The 17,445-nt window shown below is 67.6% G+C and carries 23 protein-coding genes; 7 read left to right on the top strand and 16 right to left on the bottom strand.

Going from position 1 to position 17,445, the window contains the following annotated elements; translation table 11 throughout:
* Positions 1-130 precede the first annotated feature (130 nt).
* Positions 131-1,237 carry a peptide chain release factor 2 gene (gene prfB / locus ASD10_RS15955; RefSeq protein ID WP_056611187.1) on the bottom strand — a complete coding sequence of 369 codons (1,107 nt, stop codon included), beginning with the start codon at positions 1,235-1,237 and terminating at the stop codon, positions 131-133.
* Between the two features lie 37 nt (positions 1,238-1,274).
* Entirely contained in the window at positions 1,275-1,457 is a 183-nt protein-coding gene (locus ASD10_RS15950; protein ID WP_056611183.1) for a DUF5302 domain-containing protein, read from the bottom strand.
* A gap of 36 nt (positions 1,458-1,493) precedes the next feature.
* Here ASD10_RS15950 and ASD10_RS15945 point away from each other — a divergent pair, with 36 nt between their 5' ends.
* Positions 1,494-1,925: an HIT family protein gene (locus ASD10_RS15945; protein ID WP_056611179.1), complete on the top strand. Its 432-nt coding sequence runs from the start codon at positions 1,494-1,496 to the stop codon at positions 1,923-1,925.
* The gene (locus tag ASD10_RS15940) at positions 1,922-2,482 is read left to right on the top strand and encodes a hypothetical protein (protein WP_056611176.1); all 561 of its coding nucleotides are present in this window, start codon (positions 1,922-1,924) and stop codon (positions 2,480-2,482) included. The genes ASD10_RS15945 and ASD10_RS15940 overlap by 4 nt, the downstream gene beginning before the upstream one ends.
* 5 nt (positions 2,483-2,487) lie before the next feature.
* Here ASD10_RS15940 and ASD10_RS15935 read toward each other — a convergent pair whose 3' ends face one another.
* Genes ASD10_RS15935 through ASD10_RS15910 form a run of 7 tightly spaced genes read right to left on the bottom strand, consistent with a single transcriptional unit; the run spans position 2,488 to position 6,246 of the window.
* A complete protein-coding gene (locus ASD10_RS15935) occupies positions 2,488-2,886 on the bottom strand; it encodes a pilus assembly protein TadG-related protein (protein WP_056611173.1) in 399 nt (132 codons plus the stop codon).
* An 11-nt stretch (positions 2,887-2,897) separates the two neighbouring features.
* Positions 2,898-3,323 carry a hypothetical protein gene (locus ASD10_RS15930; RefSeq protein WP_056611170.1) on the bottom strand — a complete coding sequence of 142 codons (426 nt, stop codon included), beginning with the start codon at positions 3,321-3,323 and terminating at the stop codon, positions 2,898-2,900.
* Positions 3,320-3,700 carry a TadE/TadG family type IV pilus assembly protein gene (locus ASD10_RS15925; protein ID WP_056611168.1) on the bottom strand — a complete coding sequence of 127 codons (381 nt, stop codon included), beginning with the start codon at positions 3,698-3,700 and terminating at the stop codon, positions 3,320-3,322. The genes ASD10_RS15930 and ASD10_RS15925 overlap by 4 nt, the downstream gene beginning before the upstream one ends.
* A 3-nt stretch (positions 3,701-3,703) precedes the next feature.
* Positions 3,704-3,865 carry a hypothetical protein gene (locus tag ASD10_RS19255; protein ID WP_200938339.1) on the bottom strand — a complete coding sequence of 54 codons (162 nt, stop codon included), beginning with the start codon at positions 3,863-3,865 and terminating at the stop codon, positions 3,704-3,706.
* A 13-nt stretch (positions 3,866-3,878) separates the two neighbouring features.
* A complete protein-coding gene (locus ASD10_RS15920; RefSeq protein ID WP_235502064.1) occupies positions 3,879-4,793 on the bottom strand; it encodes a type II secretion system F family protein in 915 nt (304 codons plus the stop codon).
* The gene (locus ASD10_RS15915) at positions 4,790-5,650 is read right to left on the bottom strand and encodes a type II secretion system F family protein (RefSeq protein ID WP_056611165.1); all 861 of its coding nucleotides are present in this window, start codon (positions 5,648-5,650) and stop codon (positions 4,790-4,792) included. Before ASD10_RS15915 ends, ASD10_RS15920 begins: the two co-directional genes overlap by 4 nt.
* Positions 5,638-6,246 carry a CpaF/VirB11 family protein gene (locus tag ASD10_RS15910; RefSeq protein ID WP_255355154.1) on the bottom strand — a complete coding sequence of 203 codons (609 nt, stop codon included), beginning with the start codon at positions 6,244-6,246 and terminating at the stop codon, positions 5,638-5,640. The genes ASD10_RS15915 and ASD10_RS15910 overlap by 13 nt, the downstream gene beginning before the upstream one ends.
* A 34-nt stretch (positions 6,247-6,280) precedes the next feature.
* Between ASD10_RS15910 and ASD10_RS18490 the strand changes: the two genes are divergently transcribed.
* Positions 6,281-7,681 carry a recombinase family protein gene (locus ASD10_RS18490; protein WP_082556346.1) on the top strand — a complete coding sequence of 467 codons (1,401 nt, stop codon included), beginning with the start codon at positions 6,281-6,283 and terminating at the stop codon, positions 7,679-7,681.
* Between the two features lie 391 nt (positions 7,682-8,072).
* On the opposite strand, the gene ASD10_RS18485 is transcribed toward ASD10_RS18490, so the two are convergent.
* The 5 genes from ASD10_RS18485 to ASD10_RS15885 all read right to left on the bottom strand — a co-directional run bounded on the left by ASD10_RS18485 (position 8,073) and on the right by ASD10_RS15885 (position 13,100).
* On the bottom strand, positions 8,073-8,825 hold the full coding sequence (locus ASD10_RS18485; RefSeq protein WP_082556345.1) for a hypothetical protein: 753 nt from the start codon (positions 8,823-8,825) through the stop codon (positions 8,073-8,075).
* A gap of 316 nt (positions 8,826-9,141) precedes the next feature.
* Entirely contained in the window at positions 9,142-10,191 is a 1,050-nt protein-coding gene (locus ASD10_RS15905; protein ID WP_082556344.1) for a DUF262 domain-containing protein, read from the bottom strand.
* A gap of 695 nt (positions 10,192-10,886) precedes the next feature.
* Positions 10,887-11,126: a hypothetical protein gene (locus ASD10_RS15895; RefSeq protein ID WP_157432691.1), complete on the bottom strand. Its 240-nt coding sequence runs from the start codon at positions 11,124-11,126 to the stop codon at positions 10,887-10,889.
* Positions 11,127-11,639: 513 nt separating this feature from the next.
* Positions 11,640-12,371, bottom strand: coding sequence for a YfbU family protein (locus ASD10_RS18480; RefSeq protein ID WP_082556343.1), 732 nt, complete (start codon positions 12,369-12,371; stop codon positions 11,640-11,642).
* A 90-nt stretch (positions 12,372-12,461) separates the two neighbouring features.
* Positions 12,462-13,100, bottom strand: a complete 639-nt coding sequence (locus ASD10_RS15885) for an ATPase, T2SS/T4P/T4SS family (RefSeq protein WP_082556376.1) — start codon at positions 13,098-13,100, stop codon at positions 12,462-12,464.
* A gap of 200 nt (positions 13,101-13,300) precedes the next feature.
* Here ASD10_RS15885 and ASD10_RS15880 point away from each other — a divergent pair, with 200 nt between their 5' ends.
* From ASD10_RS15880 to ASD10_RS15870, 3 genes are read left to right on the top strand one after another with little or no spacing between them, the layout of a single operon-like run.
* Complete coding sequence (locus ASD10_RS15880; protein WP_082556342.1) at positions 13,301-14,506, top strand: MCE family protein; 1,206 nt, start codon at positions 13,301-13,303, stop codon at positions 14,504-14,506.
* Between the two features lie 45 nt (positions 14,507-14,551).
* Positions 14,552-15,067 carry a DinB family protein gene (locus tag ASD10_RS15875; protein ID WP_056611155.1) on the top strand — a complete coding sequence of 172 codons (516 nt, stop codon included), beginning with the start codon at positions 14,552-14,554 and terminating at the stop codon, positions 15,065-15,067.
* 40 nt (positions 15,068-15,107) lie between these two features.
* A complete protein-coding gene (locus tag ASD10_RS15870; RefSeq protein WP_157432690.1) occupies positions 15,108-15,722 on the top strand; it encodes a hypothetical protein in 615 nt (204 codons plus the stop codon).
* Positions 15,723-15,744: 22 nt separating this feature from the next.
* On the opposite strand, the gene ASD10_RS15865 is transcribed toward ASD10_RS15870, so the two are convergent.
* Together ASD10_RS15865 and ASD10_RS19250 are read right to left on the bottom strand one after the other, a co-directional pair.
* Positions 15,745-16,101 (bottom strand): Lsr2 family protein, encoded by a 357-nt coding sequence (locus ASD10_RS15865; protein WP_056611149.1) that lies wholly within the window; start codon positions 16,099-16,101, stop codon positions 15,745-15,747.
* A gap of 104 nt (positions 16,102-16,205) precedes the next feature.
* Positions 16,206-16,598, bottom strand: coding sequence for a hypothetical protein (locus tag ASD10_RS19250; RefSeq protein WP_200938338.1), 393 nt, complete (start codon positions 16,596-16,598; stop codon positions 16,206-16,208).
* A gap of 129 nt (positions 16,599-16,727) precedes the next feature.
* On the opposite strand from ASD10_RS19250, the gene ASD10_RS15855 reads away from it, so the two are divergent.
* On the top strand, positions 16,728-17,444 hold the full coding sequence (locus ASD10_RS15855) for a response regulator transcription factor (protein WP_304439569.1): 717 nt from the start codon (positions 16,728-16,730) through the stop codon (positions 17,442-17,444).
* Position 17,445: the final 1 nt, after the last annotated feature.

The raw sequence follows: 17,445 nt of genomic DNA, 5'->3' as shown, positions 1-17,445 counted from the left end.
CGATCGCCCGAGCTCGATCGCTCACCACGCCTCGCTGGCTGGCGGCTTCGCCGCGAGACGCTCTCCCCCGCAAGCGGGAGGTGCCCCCAGCTCCGCTGGCGCGCTCCGACGCTCGCGGAGCTCGCCCGGTCTACGCGACCTGGTTGCGGCGCCAGCGGATGCCGGCCTCGATGAAGTCGTCGATCTCGCCGTCGAGGACGCCCTGCGTGTTGCCGCTCTCGTACTCGGTGCGCAGGTCCTTGACCATCTGGTACGGGTTGAGGACGTAGTTGCGCATCTGGTCGCCCCACGACGCCTGCACGTCACCGCGCAGCTCGTCGAGGTGCGCGCGCTCCTCGGCCTTCTTGAGCGCCAGCAGCTTGGCCTTGAGGATCACCATCGCGCTGGCCTTGTTCTGCAGCTGGCTCTTCTCGTTCTGGCAGCTCACGACCGTGCCGGTCGGGATGTGCGTCAGGCGCACCGCCGAGTCGGTCGTGTTGACGCTCTGGCCGCCGGGGCCCGACGAGCGGTAGACGTCGACGCGGATCTCCTCGTCGGGCACGTCGATCTCGTCGGTCTGCTCCAGCACCGGCACGACCTCGATCGCCGCGAACGACGTCTGGCGGCGACCCTGGTTGTCGAACGGCGAGATGCGCACGAGGCGGTGGGTGCCGGCCTCGACCGACAGCGTGCCGTAGGCGTACGGGGCCTTGACGGCGAACGTCGTCGACTTGAGGCCCGCTTCCTCGGCGTACGACGTGTCGTAGACCTCGACGGTGTAGCCGTGGCGCTCGGCCCAGCGGATGTACATGCGCTGCAGCATCAGCGCGAAGTCGGCGGCGTCGACGCCACCGGCGCCCGAGCGGATCGACACGAGGGCGTCGCGCTCGTCGTACTCGCCCGACAGCAGCGTGCGCACCTCGAGCGAGTCGATCGTCTTCTTGATGCGGACGAGCTCGCGGTCGACCTCGGCCGCCGTCTCGTCGTCGCCCTCCTCGACCGCCATCTCGTGCATCAGGGTGACGTCGTCGAGGCGCGTGCGCAGGCCCGTGACCCGCTCGACCTGCGCCTGCAGCGTCGACAACCGGCTGGTCACGCGCTGGGCGTTGGCCTGGTCGTCCCACAGCTGGGGGTCGCCGACCTCGACCTGCAGGTCGTCGATCTCCTTGCGGACGGCGTCGAGGTCGAGCACCTTCTCGATCGACGTCAGGGTCGCGTCGAGGGCCTTGGTCTGCTCTGCGAAGTCTGGTGCTGCCACGTCCCGAGGTTACAGGCTCGGGACGTGGCGCCGACCGTCAGACGCTCTTGCGGCGGAACTCCGGTGCCGTCGTGGGCCCCGTGGCTCCGTGCGACTTCTCGCTGCCGTCGTGCTCGGCGCCCTCGGCGGTCGCGTGGTGCTGGTTCTTCTTCTTGTCGAGCGCCTCGCGGAACTTGGCCTTCATGTCGGTCTTCGCGTCGTTGCCTTCGGTGTCAGCCATGTCTCACCCTAACCCCGGATGTGATGGACTCGACCCATGAGCGCCACCCGCCCTGCCGACGACGGCTGCCTGTTCTGCCGCATCGTCTCCGGCGAGGCCGCGGCGCACCGGGTGCTCGAGACCGACGACGTCGTGGGCTTCCTCGACGTACGGCCCGTGTTCAAGGGGCACGTGCTGCTGGTGCCGCGCGAGCACGTCGCGACGCTGCCCGATCTGCCCGAGCCCCTGATCGTGCCGCTGTTCTCGACCGCGCAGCGGGTCGCCGACGCGCTGACGTCGGGCCTGGGCGCCCAGGGCACGTTCGTCGCGATGAACAACGTCGTGTCGCAGAGCGTGCCGCACCTGCACGTGCACGTCGTCCCGCGCACGAAGGGCGACGGGCTGCGGGGGTTCTTCTGGCCGCGCACGAAGTACGCCGACGGCGAGGCCGCGACCTACGCCGCCACGATCGAGGAGGCCCTGGCATGACGACGACCCGCGACCTGGCGGCGGCGAAGGCCCGGCAGGTGCTGGGCGTCGACGCCGTCGAGCCGTACCCCGACAGCGAGCTCGAGGACGACGCGGTGTGCGGCGGCTTCGCGTTCGTGGCCGGCGACGTGGCCGCGATCATCGGCCACCGCGGCGGCTACCAGACCAGCCTGCTCGAGGAGTCGGGCGAGACGATCGAGACGCTGATCCTCGGCTGGCTGGTCGAGCAGCGGCACGAGTACGGCATCGCGGCACCCGTCGGGGCGACCCACCCGTGCCCAATCTGCGGCACCCCCACCGCGCACGAGGACCGCTACCCCGCCGCGGTGTGCGCCGACTGCCAGCGCCGTGCCGCCGACCACGACGGACGGCGCATCGTCGGCCACAACGAAGGCTTCGGCGGCGGGCTGATCGTCTTCTACGCCGAGTCGCCGTCCGGCCCGCAGACCGAGATCGCCGGCGACGTCCTCGAGACCGGACGCTGCTGGATCGACGGCATCGCGTGCACGATCACCGAAGCCCGCTTCGGCGGCGTCGTGGTGCAGCGCGCGGACTGACGCCATCACTGCCCCGTCCTGAGCTGGGCGGTGGCCTCGGACACGATCGTGGTGCGCGACCGCCACCCCGGCGGGGCAAGGGCCAGGTCGACCGACCGCTCGAGGCGCACTCGCACCCGGTCGCCGTCGGTGCGCACCCAGGCGATGCGGACGTCCGGGGAGCCGACGTAGCCCGCGACGAGCTCGCGGGCCTGCGAGCCGTCGAGCTCGATCGTCCCCTCGCGGTAGAACACCTCGCGGCTCAACCCGTCGGCCGCCGATCGCGCCGCCCCGTCGGCCAGGTTGTCGAGCTGCTGGCGCTGCAGGAACGCGGCGGACGAGTTCACGACCACGACCGTCAGCAGCCCCAGGAACAGCAGGAACCCGATCGTCATGACCGTGATCGTCCCCGCCTCGCGGTCCACCGACGGCCTGGTCACCGCCGCGCCCGGTAGCTGCCGTAGGGCTCGGTGTGGGTGCTGTCGACCGTGACGCCCCCGAGCTGCGACCCCAGCGCCCGCGGTGTCAGCGGCAGCCGCTGCGTCGCCCGCACGACGACCCGCACCGACGAGCCGGGTTCGAAGCACTCCGTCGGCGCGGGCAGGCACGTCACCCGGACGCTGGCACCGTCGATGCCCTGGTCGGCCAGCGCCGCATCGGCCGCGACCCGCGCCCGCTGCTCACCCGACGCGGGGTCGGTCGACTGCAGGAACGCCACCGCCGCCGCGCGGCTCGCGGCCGAGACCCCGTAGGTGGCGCGTTGCGCGTCGAACACCGCGACCACGACGTAGACCAGCGGCACCAGCAGCAGCAACGACAGCCAGACGAACTCGACCGTCGCGGTGCCGTCGTCGCGCCTCACGGCTCGACCTCGCGGACCGCGTGACCCGTCACCGTCAGCGGCACCGACGGCCCGAACATGCCCAGGGCGGGAACCCGCGTGCGCACCTCGACCACGGCACCGGGCAGCCCGTCGACGGACGTCCACGACGACGTCACCTGCTGGGCGTAGCGGTCGTCGAGCGCCGCGCGGATCATCGACCGGGTGCGCGCCGCCCCGTCCGCCGGCGTGGCACCCAAGGGCGAGGACGCCCGTGCCCCCTCGGAGGCCGCAGCAGCCAGCGTGTTGCGGACGTGCAGGACGAGCGCGACCTGGGCGATGCCCAGCACCAGCGGGACGAGCAGCACCATCACCAGCACGAACTCGACCACGGCGGCACCGCGCTCGCGACCGGTCACGTCTCAGCCGCCGACCGCCGACAACGCCTGCGTCAGCATCGTCTGCAGCCGCGGCCCGGCGATCGCCGTGATGAGCGCGACGAGCCCGGCCGACATGACCGTGATCATGACCCAGCCCGGGACGTCGCCCCGCTCGTCGTGGCGGTGTGACTCGAGGATCGACATGACAGTTCCTTTCCTAGGTGCCTGAGGTGAGGTGCAGGCCGACGAATCCGGGGAAGAACGCGAACACGACGGTGACCGGCAGGATGAGGAACACGACGGGGATCATCATCGCGACCTCCTTGCGCCCACCCGCCTCGATGAGCTCGCGGCGGGCGGACTCCCGGACGTCTGCGGCCTGGGCGTGCAGGACGTCGACCAGCGGCGTGCCCCGCTCGACCGCGATCGCGAGGCCCTCCGCGAAGCGCGCGATGCTGCCCACCCCCGTCCTCGACGCCAGGGCGTCGAAGGCGTCGGCGATGGGCGTGCCGGTACGGATGTCGGCGACGACACCACCGAGCTCGTCGGCGAGCGCGCCCCGGCACACCCGCATGACGCGGTCGAGGCCGGCCACGGGGCTCTCGCCGGCCGCGACCGCCAGGGCCAGCAGGTCGGCGACGACCGGGAACTCCTCCTGCATCGCCTGCTCCCGCGCGGCGACACGGGTCGACAGGTGCTGGTCGCACCACAGCACCCCGGCCACGAAACCGAGCGCGCAGACGACCAGCAGCACCGGCCCGCCGGCTCGTCCCGTCGTCCAGAGCACGCTGGAGAGCGCCACCGCGGCGCCCAGACCCGCGGTGCCCCACACGACCTGCCGGACCCGGAACTCGTCGACCGTCGTCGTCGACCCCATCCGGGTCAGGCGGCGCGAGACGCTGGCGCTGCCGCCGAGCACCTCGCCCACGACGGTTCCGACGCGCCGCACGGACGGGCCGAGCACCGCCTCCACCGTCGACGAGGCCCGCGCAGGAGCGGGCAGCTGCGGCAGGACGTCGCGGACGTACGGCAGCACCCTCTGCTCGATCGACGGCCGCCGCGTGCGCGCCCAGCCGGACACGACCAGCAGCATCCCGCTGGAGAGGCAGAAGCCGATCACCGCGCCCGTCACGCGAGGATCCGCCGCTCGGTCGGAAGCCGTCCGATCCACATCATCAGCCGGTACGCCGTCACGCACAGTCCGGCGCCCGTCACCAGGACCACGAGCCCCACACCGGTCGCGAAGCGCTGGACCACCTCGCCCTGCAGGCACATCAGCAGCAGGACGAGCCACGGTGCCGCCACCGCCAGCCGGGCACCGTTGACCGTCCACGACTGTCGTGACTCCAGCTCCCCGCGCGTCCGGAGGTCGTCGCGCAGGAATCCCGAGAGGGATCTCAGCATGCGTCCGAGGTCTCCGCCGCCGACCTCGCGGGCGATGCGCAGCGCCTCGACGACCCGGTCGCCGACGGGGTCGGCCAGGCGGTCCTTCAGCAGGTCGAGCGACTCGTGGAAGCGCCCCGTCGCCTGGTAGTCGCGGCCGAACTGGACGAACGCGTCGCGCAGCCCGTCCGGGCCGCGCTCACCCAGCTGGATCAGCGCCTCGGGCAGCGACAGCCCGGCCCGCACCGCCGAGGTCAGGTTGTCGACGGCGTCCGGCCACACCGCGGCGTGCTCGCGCAACCGCCGCTGCGCCCGGCCGCGCAGGATCGCGACCGGGGACGCCGCCGCCATCAGGCCGAACACCAGACCGATCGCCGCCACGCCGGACACCCCGGTCATCACGACGGCCGTGATCACGAAGGCGACCGCGCACAGACCGACGACCCGGGCCGGCGCGATGCCCTGCACCCCGGCCCGCGCCAACAGGTCGGCGAGTCGTCCCGGCCCTCGGCGCCTCCGACCCGTCGGTCGCCAGTGCGGATCGGTGATCGTCCAGGCGACCAGGAGGAGCCCCAAGCCCGCCATGAAGCCGGTCAGGGCGCCCATCGGCCGACCCCCATGACCTCGTCGAGATCGATGCCGGCCTGCTCGAACGCCTCGCGGCGCAGCGGCACGCCGTGCCCGCGCTCGAGACGGCCGGACCGGCGGACGAACACCGGGTCGGCCTCGATCAGCCCGTTCTCGACCCGGCCGGTGACGGCGACGACCTCGCGGACCGCGCGGCTGCCGTCGGCGTCGAGGCCCGTGTGGACGACGAGGTCGACGGACGCCGCCACGGTCGGCACGACGAAGCGCGAGCCGATGTTGTCGCCGGCCAGCAGCGGCAGCGTGCACAGCTTGACCAGCGCCTGGCGGGCCGAGTTGGCGTGGATGCTCGCCATGCCCGGCAGGCCCGCGTTGAGGGCGAGCAGCAGGTCGAGGCACTCGGCCGCCCGCACCTCACCGATGATGATGCGCGACGGACGCATGCGCAGCGCCTCCTTGACGAGCGCCCGCAGGTCGATCTCGCCCGTGCCCTCCAGCCCGGCCTGGCGCGTCTGCATCGCGACCCAGTCGGGGTGTCCCGTCTGCAGCTCGAAGACCTCCTCGGCCGAGATCAGCCGCTGCGCGCCGGGGATCGAGGCGGCGAGGCAGTTGAGCAGCGTCGTCTTGCCAAAGAATTGTTAATGTACCTGCATGATTCGAGCAGCCCTTTACGCGCGTATCTCTGATGATCGTCGAGGAGAGGGTCTAGGCGTAGCTCGCCAGAAGGAAGACTGTCGCAAACTGGCGAAGGACCGTGGATGGACGGTCACTGCCGAGTTCACTGACAACGACCTGTCGGCCTACTCGGGCAAATCCCGACCAGCGTTCTCCGAGATGCTGTCGGCAATCGAAGCTGGTGAATTCGACGCGGTAGTGGTCTATCACCAGGACCGCCTGACTCGCCGTCCTGCCGAGTTCGAGGACTTTATCGACAAGTGCCAGCGATTCGGAGTCAAGCAATTCGCGACCGTCTCCGGCGAGACTGACATAGGCCAGGGCGACGGAATCTTGATCGCGCGGATCATGGCAGCAGTTGCAGCGAACCAATCCGACGCAGCAGCACGACGTATCCGCCGCAAGAACGACGAGAACGCCGCTGCAGGCAAGCCGCACAAGACCGGTCAACGCGCCTACGGCTACGAGCTCGACCGCATGACCGTCGTGGAATCCGAAGCGAAGGTCATCCGCGAAGCAGCGCGTCGGTTCCTCGCAGGTGAATCACTGGTGTCCGTGGCTGCGTGGCTTCAGGCCGACGGCATCCGCACAGCCACCGGGATGAATGAATGGCGGACACCGACTCTCAGAAACTTGCTGAAGTCGCCACGCATCGCCGGCCTGCGGGAACATCGCGGCGAGGTAGTTGGCGAAGCAGCATGGCCGGCGATCATCACACGTCAGCAGCACGAACAAATCACGAGTCGCCTCGCAGAGTCGGCTGCACGGAACCAGCGCTCGCCTAGGCGCTACCTACTTTCGGGCAAAGTCTTTTGCGGTGCCTGTGGGACCAAGATGGCCTCTTCGCCCGATGGTGGGCGTCGACGCTACGGATGCCGTAAAGGACCAGACTTCGGTGGGTGCGCCAAGGTGTTTATCAATGCTGAGCCGCTAGAAGAGTTCATCGTTCGCGCCGTCCTGACACGTTTGAGTTCACCGGCGACTGCCAAGGCCATCCGGGATGCAGAACAGCCAGACAGCGTCGGCGTGACACTGAGCGACGAATTGTCAGCGCTGTACCGCAAGCAGGAGGAGTTGCTCGAGATGTGGATTGACGGCACCCTCACGAAGCGCGAACTGGTTCCAGCTCAGACACGCATCGCGACTCGGATCGACTCAACACGACGTCAACTGGCGCGTCTTGACACTGGAACCGGACTGTCCGAATTCCTTGGAGACGCCCAGAGCGTCGCCGCTGCGTGGGACGCGCCGGACATGACTCTTCAGCGCCAAGCAGCTGTCATCGGAGCGATTATGAGTCGCGTGGTCATCCATCCAGCGAAGAAACCGAGTAATCGCGTCGATCTGAGTCGCATCGACCCAGAGTGGATCGTCTGAGCAACTGCGACCGCCAATCCGAGTCAGGCCGAGCACGTCCGTTCGGGCGGTCCGTGCTCCCGCTCCGCGGCTGCGCGCGGCCCGTCCGCCCGAACGCACTCCATCCTGCCCCGGCCCAGCAGTCACAGAGTCTTTCCAGACCTAGCCAATCTTCCTGCGTATGGCGGCGGTGGCAGCGAGCGCCCCTCCACGCGCCGCAAACCCGGCGGCGCGCGGAGCCTCTGCGCTCCCGAGAGCCGCCACCACCACCGCCCCGTGGGTCAAGCGCTCCGCTTCAGCAGCGTCAGGATCTGACGGATCTTCTCAGGGTCAGTGACATCGACAGGAACACCGGAGGAAGCGCAGGACTCACGGAGCCAGGCATCGAATTCCTCGTCAGGGTCCCGAGATTTCAATCCCATTGAAACCACCGCGCAGGCGGGCCCTGCCAGTTTTCGTTCTCAGATGACGCCCATGACCGAGAAGGGGGCTTGCCGCCCATGACGTCGACGGCTTCGGACAGGACTTGCGCGTCACTGGTGCCGCTGAAGCGGACGGCCTGAGGCTGGAACCCCTGTCCGACTTCGTAGCGATGACGCCCACCGAGGCTCTCGGACTCGAAGGTTTTCGCCACGTACTTCGAGAGGTACCGCGCAGCGATCCGCGCACCCTCGACACGAGGAGCGTTGTGCCGTTGACCGCTGATCCTCTTGATGCACACCCAACCGCGACCCCACACATCCGACAACACCGACTGGCGGACGTAATTCCCAAGCGCAAAGTGCAGATGAAGCTTCTTGCCATCCTTGTGCCACTCCGGAACCCAGATGTACGGGAAAGGACTTCCACCTAGTTCCGTCCGCAGATCCCGGACGAACACGGCGACATCGCGTCGAGCTTGCGCCGGATCAAGACAGAATGGCGGCCCGTACGTGAGCGTTCCGAAACGGTCCAGGAGATTCGAGGCCGCGTAGCGTCGAACCTTCGAGCGCGCGCGACGAGCGGCCTCAGCACGAGATCGCGCGGGATCCGCCGCCGCCCCGGGTGCGACGTAGCGCCGCTCAGCGCGTATGGAGGACTGGAAGGAACACCCCGCTTCACCAGCGGTCGGGTACAGCGACAGACGCCAACCAGCGTCAGGGGACAACAGAATAGACGAACTCACGGGGAACCTACTTGGACGCGTCGGGATAGAACCCGATCTGCGCGGACTCAGTCCAGGCCCGCGCTTCGCCAATGACGGCGCGCCGCCCCGCGATCAGTATTTGTCCGGATGGTCCCCTGCCCCGCTCATTGGGACTTGCGCTAGGTCTGAGGAGATGACCTTAGGTTTGATTCGTGCGCGGCTGGATCGAACAACCGCCTCCGGCTTCCAGAACAAAAACTACACCGATGAGAGTCATCTGGTGAGCAAAATCAGCCAAAACGAGTTTCGTTGCAGTATCAAGTCAAGGGGCGACCCTTCGGGTCGCCCGATGGGTCTAGATGTCGTCGAAAAGAGTGCGTTCCATCTCTGCATCGATGGTCGCGGTTTTGCCTTCCAACACTGCGGAGATCACCCGTCCACGCCTGATCCTGCTCGACCTATCGTTCGTGCCGGACCTGGTGGCTGCGAAATACTCATTGGGACGACGGTCACGCACTGTTTCGTCCCCGCGAGCGACGCGATCGACCAGGTCGTAGAAGGGGGCAAGGCGGTCCGCCGCCGCTTTCACCCCCGGGAAGCCTCCGGTACGGAGGGACCGATCGACCTCGACCACGATGGTGAAAAGGTCCGACTTCTGCCAGATTCGGCTATCACGCCCGAAGTTCATATCGTCGATTGCTTTAAACGTGTTCGACAACCGAGCCGTCAGCGTCGCCGCCTCCGGAAACTCGTCGTTATAAATCTCCAAGAACCTTTCGTGCTCCGAGTCGCGGTTGAAGTACGTCGAGAGCAAAGTCGCAACGAGTGTCAAGATCCATCGGACGTCGTTCATCCGTTTCGCGTCGTAGGCACTGAAGACGTTGTGATCGGAGAAGAAGCCGTGTTCACTCAGGCCATCACAGTAAGCCTTGAGTGCGCCATCAAACCGCGCGTTGTTCACCTCCATCGCGTTCAGGCTGTAAGAGGTTGAGTTGATTCGGTAAAAGAGGTCACGCGTTTGGTCGTTCGTCAGAGCGCCGAGGTCCCGAACCACCACTTCATACTCAAGGAAGTCCGCCTTCTCGTTCTCTGGAAGATCGACGTACGCCGGGATGGATACCAGCTTCAAGTCGGGCGACGCAGTGAAGTACTGATTCAAAGTCGTGATGCGCTGCTGACCATCCACGATCAATTCAGTCCCCTCGCCCGTTTCAGTGTCGACAGTGCCAGCTGCGATGAAGATTTCTGGGAATGGAAGTCCTGCCAAAACCGTCTCCAAGAACGCGTTCTTGTGTCGGTTCGACCACACGAGCCGACGTTGAAACGCGGGGTTGGGAACAAGCGACCCTGTTCGCAGACCGGTCAAAATTGTGCGAAGCCTTCGGTTTGTACCAGCGGTCTTCATTACTCTCCCTCTAGGCATTCCCGCACTGCCTGCTCCTGGTACAGCTCCAGGAACTGCACGTCATAGTAGATGCCTGCATTTATCTTGTATGGACCGCAGATCCCCGTCTCAGTGAGTTGCCGGAANCAGCCCTGGAGATGCTTGCGCGATAACAGTGACTTCCTGTCCCAGGCGAAGAGAGGATCCTTCGCGAGCAACTCACCGACCTGGCGCCAAATGGACAAGTAGAGGTGCGACGACACAATGGCGACATCGATGTCACTTTCATCATTGAACAATTGCCAGCGCTTCGTCGGAGCGATAGAGAAGCCGAGCTTGGCTGATCCCACCACCAGGACATTCGTCGGATGCAATCCAAAGCGTGCCGAGACTCGCTGGCGCAACTCTCCGTAGTCGTTCTCGTCCAGGTGGACACACGATCCGGAAGTGATGTACCGCTGGACCGTCTGTTGAGGCCCATGCTGCGCGAGACGATCGCGGAAGACTCCAATATCCCCGGTCGTCACTCGCGCCCTCCACTCAGCAGCCTGTCGAATGGAGCGTAGCGGGCGAGCGGATCACTTGACCCTTCGATCCGATGCCTATCGAGTCACGACTAGTCGCTTGCAACAGCCCACCCGGACAATCACGCCCACTAACAAACGCCCGGACAGCAGCCCGGGCGTCCAGCGAAGAAGTAGCTACGAGGTATGTGGTCAGACTGCGACACGCACGTGACGCTGCGACTGGCGGAACTTGCCAAGGTCAACAGCGAGCGTGACTGAGCCATCCGAACCCATGTCCACAATGCTTGCTTCGCAGAGGTGCCCGTCGTCGTCACCGGCCAGTACTTGCTGGCCAATCGACAACATGACGCCATCCTCAGCGAAGGCAGCAAGGGTCGTAGCCAAGCCATGAGCGTCGACGCTGTTGAAGTCAACCCAAATCTCACGCATGCTGCACCCTCTCTCAAGTGTCTCTACGAGGACCATAGCTCGGCGCAGCACACTTCGCATAGCACTAGTGGGATCCGACACTGTAGCCCGCAAGCCCGTCCCGGTTCCTCGGCAGTTCGAATGAGTTGCGAAATTCTCGCAACCAGTACTCCCGATCGTCCGTCTCGGGAAGCCACACTGTGTGGTGCGGTGGGTCACCGGTCTGCTCAAGCTCGAAGCCCTTCTCCCTCAAGCACTCCACCGTCGTGAAGCTCACTGACGCGTGCATGACCTGACCAGCTACTAGATCGAGAAGCGACTGAGGGTCGGGAACGTCGGCTCCATAGACCGACAGTCCGGGCCGCTTCATCTTCACTTCGGCAACCAAAACCGCCTTCTCAAGGTCACCCAGCTGCAACGTTCCACCGCGCAAAATCAGAGCCCCGTCAGGCAGGCGGATCTCCCGGCGCATCGTAGACAGACGCGCGGCTACAGTTGCCGGAGTCACACCGGGGTGCGTCCGTGGCTCCTCGGTCATTCGGGACCAACTGCCGCGTCAACCACTCGTCGAACTTCTTCGGACGAGAGCAGCATGTCGGAGGGAGACGATCCTGCTCCGTGAACGCGACGAGTCCGCATGGGCTTGTAGACCGAAAGCATCCGACGATACCTATCCGCCATCGGCATGTGCGAGTTCCCGCCCGTCTCTTCGACGAACTCCCGATGCTCCGGCCAGCGATCAGTCAGCGTGAGGAAGTGCACGTACCCAGCGAGTGCATGCTCGTAGCTGTCGTTCACGTCGAAACCGCGAAATCGGACATAGTTCGACACCGTCCCAGCATGGACAAAGCCGCTAGCAGCAAGTTTCCGGAAACTCGCGTCGAGAATTCGGAACATGTCAAGCACATCAAATACGAACAGGCAGTCTGCGCGAGACAGCTCCGGTTCAAGTCGGCCAAACTCGTTCGCATACTCCAGCGTGTATCCGCGCTCTAGAACGTAGGCTTGACGCATTGATTCCTCTCGTTCCACCGGATCGCTCGCGACGAGAGCAAGAGTCTGATGGTGGAGTTGCAGAATCCGACGGTCCAAGACACTCAATGTTGGCGGCACATCTGAGCGATCCCATGGCCGCGTAGGGTCGCGCTCGAGAACCGTGTCGATGGCTCGCCGCAGGAGGTCGCTCAAGCTGCTGCCCCGAGCGCGGGCATAGGACTCGAGTTGATCCCGCGTCTCGTTATCCACACGGATGCTGATGGTGGCCATAAGTCCTCCTGTAAGACCGTCCTACAGATCGTAGCACCGTCTTACATCAAAGTGAGGACGTCCGAGGTGTTTCCGTAGCCACAGGGTGTATTAGCAATTTGTGGCATTGCCCGCCTGGGTGCCGCCGGAGACGACGATGTTCAGCCCGGCCCTGACGCTGGCGTCGAGGAACGCCGCGGTGGGGGCGTCGAGGGTGCCGAGGCCCACGAGGTCGGTCAGCGAGTGGGCCCGGGCCACGAACTTGCGGACGTTGACGGCGGCGAACCCGCGGGCGATGCCGTCGAGGACGACGTGGAGCCGGTGCCCGCCCGGCAGCATCGCGTCGACGAACGGCTGGCTGACGTCGAGCCGCCGCCCCGACGACGACAGCATGCGCTCGACGAGCTCGCGCACCTGCTCGGGGGTCAGCATCAGCGGCGTCAGCTCATGGCGTCCGTGCCGGGCGACGAACACTCGCGACGGCTCGTTGATCCAGATCTCCTCGACCGTCTCGTCGTCCAGCAGTGACTGCAGCGGCCCGAAGCCCGACACGTCGGCGACGATCTGGCCGATGACGACCTCGGGGTCGTCGAGCGTCGCGACCGCACCGGTCAGGCTGCGGGCCTCGTGCTCGGCGATCGCGTCGCGCGCCGCCAGCCGCACCGAGGCGGCATCGGTGCGCGGGTCGACGCGTCGCTGGCGCACCAGGTCGCGCACGCGCTCGGTCAGCGCCGACGTCGACGACTGCATCGCGATCACCCCTTCCCCGCAGGAATGCCTGCGATCAGAGTGGCGAAACCCCCGCGGGTTGGGAAGACACCGTCTGCCCGCCTGGGGATTTCTTGTCACGCGCATGACAAATAACGAGCCGGACGTGACCGGGCTCACGTGCTCCCGGACGCCCGATCGCCGGTACCTGCCGATAGGTTGAACGCGAACATACTCGCGGTATGGACGAGGAAGGGGGCCGCCGAGTGATCGTGCGGCGCACGAAGATCCAGCTGATGATCTTCGCCCTCGTGACCCTGCTGGGCGGCGTGTTCGTCGGCGGGCGCTACGCCCAGCTCGACCGGCTCGTGGTCGACCGCACCTACACCGTGCAGGCCCACTTCACCGACTCCGGCGGCATCTTCGACGGCGCCCCCGTGACGTACCGCGGCATCGAGGTCGGACGCGTCGGACGTCTGACACCCGAGCCCGACGGCGTCCTGGTCGACCTGGACATCGAGAACAGCGCGCCCCGCATCTCGGCCGACGCCCAGCTCGTCGTCGCCAACAAGTCGGCGATCGGCGAGCAGTTCGTCGACATCCGCCCCCGCGGCACCGCGGCCCCCTACCTCGCGCAGGGCACCGAGATCACGGTCGAGAACACCGCCATCCCGATCTCGTCGACCCAGCTGCTGACGGACGTCAACAGCCTCGTCACCTCGGTGGACACCGACAACCTGCAGACCGTGATCTCCGAGCTGGGCCAGGCGTTCGAGGGCACCGGCCCCGACCTCGCGCGCATCCTCGACACGACGTCGACGTTCATCCAGACCGCTGACGCCAACATCGACGTGACCCGCTCGCTGATCCGCAACTCCGACACCGTGCTGCAGACGCAGATCGACCAGCGCGGCGCGATCTCGGAGTTCTCCGACAACCTCGCCAAGCTCTCCGACACCCTCGTCGACGCCGACCCCGACGTGCGACGCCTGCTCGACAAGGGCGGCGACGCGGCCGCGACCGTCAACGCCGTGGTCGACGAGAACGCGGCCGACCTCGGCACGATCCTGCGCGACCTGCGCACCGTCAACGAGCCGCTGCTGGCCAACCTGACGGGCATCCAGACAATCTTCGTGCTCTACCCCTACCTGCTCGAGGGCACGTTCTCGGTGCTGGAACCCAACGGCGACAACTGGGACGCGGCCTTCGGCCTCGCCCTCACCGACACGACCCCCACGTGCACCTACGCCAAGGACGGCGGCGCGGCGAGCGGCTACCAGAAGCGTCGTCCCGAGGGCGCGATCAGCGACCGCGAGCTGCCGCCCGGCACCGACTGCCTCGTGCCCAACGACATCGCGCGGCAGCCGTCGAAGGCCTCGCTCAACCGCGCCGGCACCGCCTCGGTCGCGACGTTCTCGGACGTCCTCCTGCAGCCCGCCGTCCGCTGACCCCGCCAGGACGGCGCACCACGACCGAGGTGGGACGATCGAGCCATGACCTGGCTCTCACCCACCCCCGACCCCGTCGACGGCCCCATGGCGGGTGCCGAGCGACCGATCCTCGAGGGCATGCTGTCGCACCAGCGCCGCACGCTCGTCAACGTCTGCGCCGGGCTGACGGCCGACCAGCTGGCCCTGCGCCCCGTCGGCTCGTCGAACCTGAGCCTGCTGGGCCTCGTGCGGCACCTCGCCAAGGTCGAGCGCATCTGGCTGCGCAAGCGCGTCGCCGGCGAGGACGTCGAGCACCTGCACGACTTCGAGGCGCACGACGACACCGACTTCAACCAGATCGACCCCGCCGAGGCACCGGGGGCCGTCGACCAGTTGCGCGACGAGTGGGCGCACGCCGACCGCGCGGTCGCGGGCATCGACCTCGACCACACGATCGACGTGCACGGCCACGCGATGTCGCTGCGCATGGTCTACGTCCACCTGGTGCAGGAGTACGCGCGGCACAACGGCCACGCCGACCTGCTGCGCGAGGCGATCGACGGCACGACCGGCCGCTAGCCTCACGCGGCGCACGGCGGCGACGAGGCATCATGTGCTCATGACGCGTACACGACTGGTCGCCCTCGCCCTCGCGACCTCGACGGTGCTGATGCTCGGCGCCTGCGGATCCGACGGCGACGCCCAGACGGCGGCCCCCTCGACGTCCACCGACTCCCCCACCGCGACCGACGCGCCCACCACCCCGGCACCCACGAGGACCAGCACGACGCGGGAGCCGTCCCCGACGGAGACGACGAAGGAGCCGGCCGTCAAGCCCGGCACCTTCATCGACTACGAGGCCGTCGACGAGGACGGCATCACGATCGCCGCGGTGTCCGACACCTCGAAGCTCTCCGGCGCGCCCCTCGACTTCAAGACCTTCATCGCCGCCTCGATCGCGAAGCAGTCCGCGGACGGCGTGGAGGGCTGCACCGAGGCGCCCCGCATCACCGTGACGCAGCTCGACACCGGCGGCTGGGCCCGCGGCGCCTACTCCGCCCCGGGGTGCGGCGGCTCGGCCGTGCTGTGGGCGAAGTCGGGCGGTGCGTGGACGCAGGCGTGGACGGGCCAGTCGCTCGTCGACTGCGCGACGCTCGAGCGGTACGACTTCCCGTCGCGGCTGGCCGGCAGCACGTGCGACGCCGGCGGCGACTCCCGGCCCTACACGAACTGACGGGTCGAGGCCCGGGGCCTGCTCAGCCCTGGGCCTTGTCGAACGCCTCGATGACCTCGGCCTTGATGCGGCCGCGCTCGCTGACCTCGTGGCCGTTGTCCTTGGCCCACGCGCGGATGTGCGCGAGCTCCTCGGACGAACGTCCCGATCCCGACGGCTTGCGGGCCGACGAGGACGACTGCGTGCCGCGCGAGCTCGCGCGCGACGCGACCTTGACGTAGCGGTCGAACGTGGAGCGGAACTCGTCGGCCTCGGCGTCCGTCAGGTCGATCGAGTAGTCGGCCCCGCCCACCGAGAAGATGATCGTCTCGCCCTGACCCGGCTCGAGCTCGTCGCCCGAGAGATCACTGGTGATGACTTCGATGGTCCTCTTCGCCACGGCACTGCTCCTGTCGATGGGCGGTTGTCGTGACCGAGTATAAGGTCCCGCGATCCCGTGACGCCGGTTGGAATCGCACTTTCGCGCCGGTGGACCCCGGCCGACTAGATCGTGGCAGTGCTGCCGTCGTCCACCGGGTCGCCGCCCGACGGCGCGCCGCCGGTGCCGGGTGCCTGCCCGGGCACCTGCTGCCGACCCTGCGTGGGAGGCTGACCGGGGAGCTGTCCCGGCTGCTGTCCCTGACCCTGGCCGATGCCCGGCTGCCCGAGCTGCCCGAGCTGCCCGCGCATCTGGCCCGGAGCGCCGCCGGGGAACCCGCCCCGGCCGCCACCGAAGCCTCCGCTCCCGGCGTCCCCGCCCGCGGCGCCGAGGGCCGCACCGGCCCCCGCGCCCAGCGCCACCGTGACGACCGCGGCGACGACGAGCGTCCGGGTCGACCACGCGCCCGACGACGACCGCTCCGCGTCCTGCACCTCTGACCTCTGCACATCACTCATGGCCCCACGGTCCGTCGCCCACCTGTCAGGAACCTGTGCGCACGCTCGCCGCCGGCTGGGTCGAGAGTTCACAGGCTTCTCACAGCGGACGCCCATGCGATGCCCGGTCAGCCCGTCCACACTGTTCTCATGGCACCCTCACTGACTCGCGCCGACGGGTTCCCGCTGCGCGTCCTCGTCGTCGACGACGAGGTCAACATCGCCGAGCTGCTCCAGATGGCCCTGCGCTACGAGGGGTGGGAGATCCGCACCGCCGGCACGGGCCGCAAGGCCGTCGCGGCGGCCAAGGAGTTCGCCCCCGACGCGATCGTGCTCGACATGATGCTGCCCGACTACGACGGCATGGAGGTGCTGCGCAAGGTGCGCGCCTTCGCGCCCGGGATCCCCGTGCTGTTCCTGACGGCCCGCGACTCGGTCGAGGACCGCGTCGCGGGGCTCACCGCGGGCGGCGACGACTACGTCACCAAGCCGTTCAGCCTCGAGGAGGTCATCGCCCGTCTGCGCGGCCTGATGCGCCGCGCCGGCGCGATGGACGAGCGCCCCAGCTCGGTCATCGAGGTCGGCGACCTCACCCTCGACGAGGACAGCCACGACGTCGTCCGCGCCGGGCGCGAGATCGACCTCACCGCGACCGAGTTCGAGCTGCTGCGCTTCATGATGCGCAACCCCCGCCGGGTGCTGTCGAAGGCGCAGATCCTCGACCGGGTGTGGGACTACGACTTCGGCGGGCAGGACAACGTCGTCGAGCTCTACATCTCGTACCTGCGCAAGAAGATCGACGCCGGCCACGAGCCGATGATCCACACCAAGCGCGGTGCGGGGTACGTCCTGAAGCCGGTCGGCTGAC

This window comes from Aeromicrobium sp. Root472D3, from assembly GCF_001426485.1.
Classification (GTDB): Bacteria; Actinomycetota; Actinomycetes; order Propionibacteriales; family Nocardioidaceae; genus Aeromicrobium.
The sequence above is the reverse complement of the archived record's forward strand: the minus strand, read 5'-3'. Positions and strand labels throughout refer to the sequence as shown.

Excerpts from the sequence above, each read along its gene's own strand:
- ASD10_RS15950 (WP_056611183.1), bottom strand. The coding sequence starts at position 1,457 with ATGGCTGACACCGAAGGCAACGACGCGAAGACCGACATGAAGGCCAAG.
- ASD10_RS15945 (WP_056611179.1), top strand. The coding sequence starts at position 1,494 with ATGAGCGCCACCCGCCCTGCCGACGACGGCTGCCTGTTCTGCCGCATC.
- ASD10_RS15940 (WP_056611176.1), top strand. The coding sequence starts at position 1,922 with ATGACGACGACCCGCGACCTGGCGGCGGCGAAGGCCCGGCAGGTGCTG.
- ASD10_RS19255 (WP_200938339.1), bottom strand. The coding sequence starts at position 3,865 with ATGTCGATCCTCGAGTCACACCGCCACGACGAGCGGGGCGACGTCCCG.
- ASD10_RS15915 (WP_056611165.1), bottom strand. The coding sequence starts at position 5,650 with ATGGGCGCCCTGACCGGCTTCATGGCGGGCTTGGGGCTCCTCCTGGTC.
- ASD10_RS18490 (WP_082556346.1), top strand. The coding sequence starts at position 6,281 with ATGATTCGAGCAGCCCTTTACGCGCGTATCTCTGATGATCGTCGAGGA.
- ASD10_RS15905 (WP_082556344.1), bottom strand. The coding sequence starts at position 10,191 with ATGAAGACCGCTGGTACAAACCGAAGGCTTCGCACAATTTTGACCGGT.
- ASD10_RS15895 (WP_157432691.1), bottom strand. The coding sequence starts at position 11,126 with ATGCGTGAGATTTGGGTTGACTTCAACAGCGTCGACGCTCATGGCTTG.
- ASD10_RS18480 (WP_082556343.1), bottom strand. The coding sequence starts at position 12,371 with ATGGCCACCATCAGCATCCGTGTGGATAACGAGACGCGGGATCAACTC.
- ASD10_RS15885 (WP_082556376.1), bottom strand. The coding sequence starts at position 13,100 with ATGCAGTCGTCGACGTCGGCGCTGACCGAGCGCGTGCGCGACCTGGTG.
- ASD10_RS15880 (WP_082556342.1), top strand. The coding sequence starts at position 13,301 with ATGGACGAGGAAGGGGGCCGCCGAGTGATCGTGCGGCGCACGAAGATC.
- ASD10_RS15875 (WP_056611155.1), top strand. The coding sequence starts at position 14,552 with ATGACCTGGCTCTCACCCACCCCCGACCCCGTCGACGGCCCCATGGCG.
- ASD10_RS15870 (WP_157432690.1), top strand. The coding sequence starts at position 15,108 with ATGACGCGTACACGACTGGTCGCCCTCGCCCTCGCGACCTCGACGGTG.
- ASD10_RS19250 (WP_200938338.1), bottom strand. The coding sequence starts at position 16,598 with ATGAGTGATGTGCAGAGGTCAGAGGTGCAGGACGCGGAGCGGTCGTCG.
- ASD10_RS15855 (WP_304439569.1), top strand. The coding sequence starts at position 16,728 with ATGGCACCCTCACTGACTCGCGCCGACGGGTTCCCGCTGCGCGTCCTC.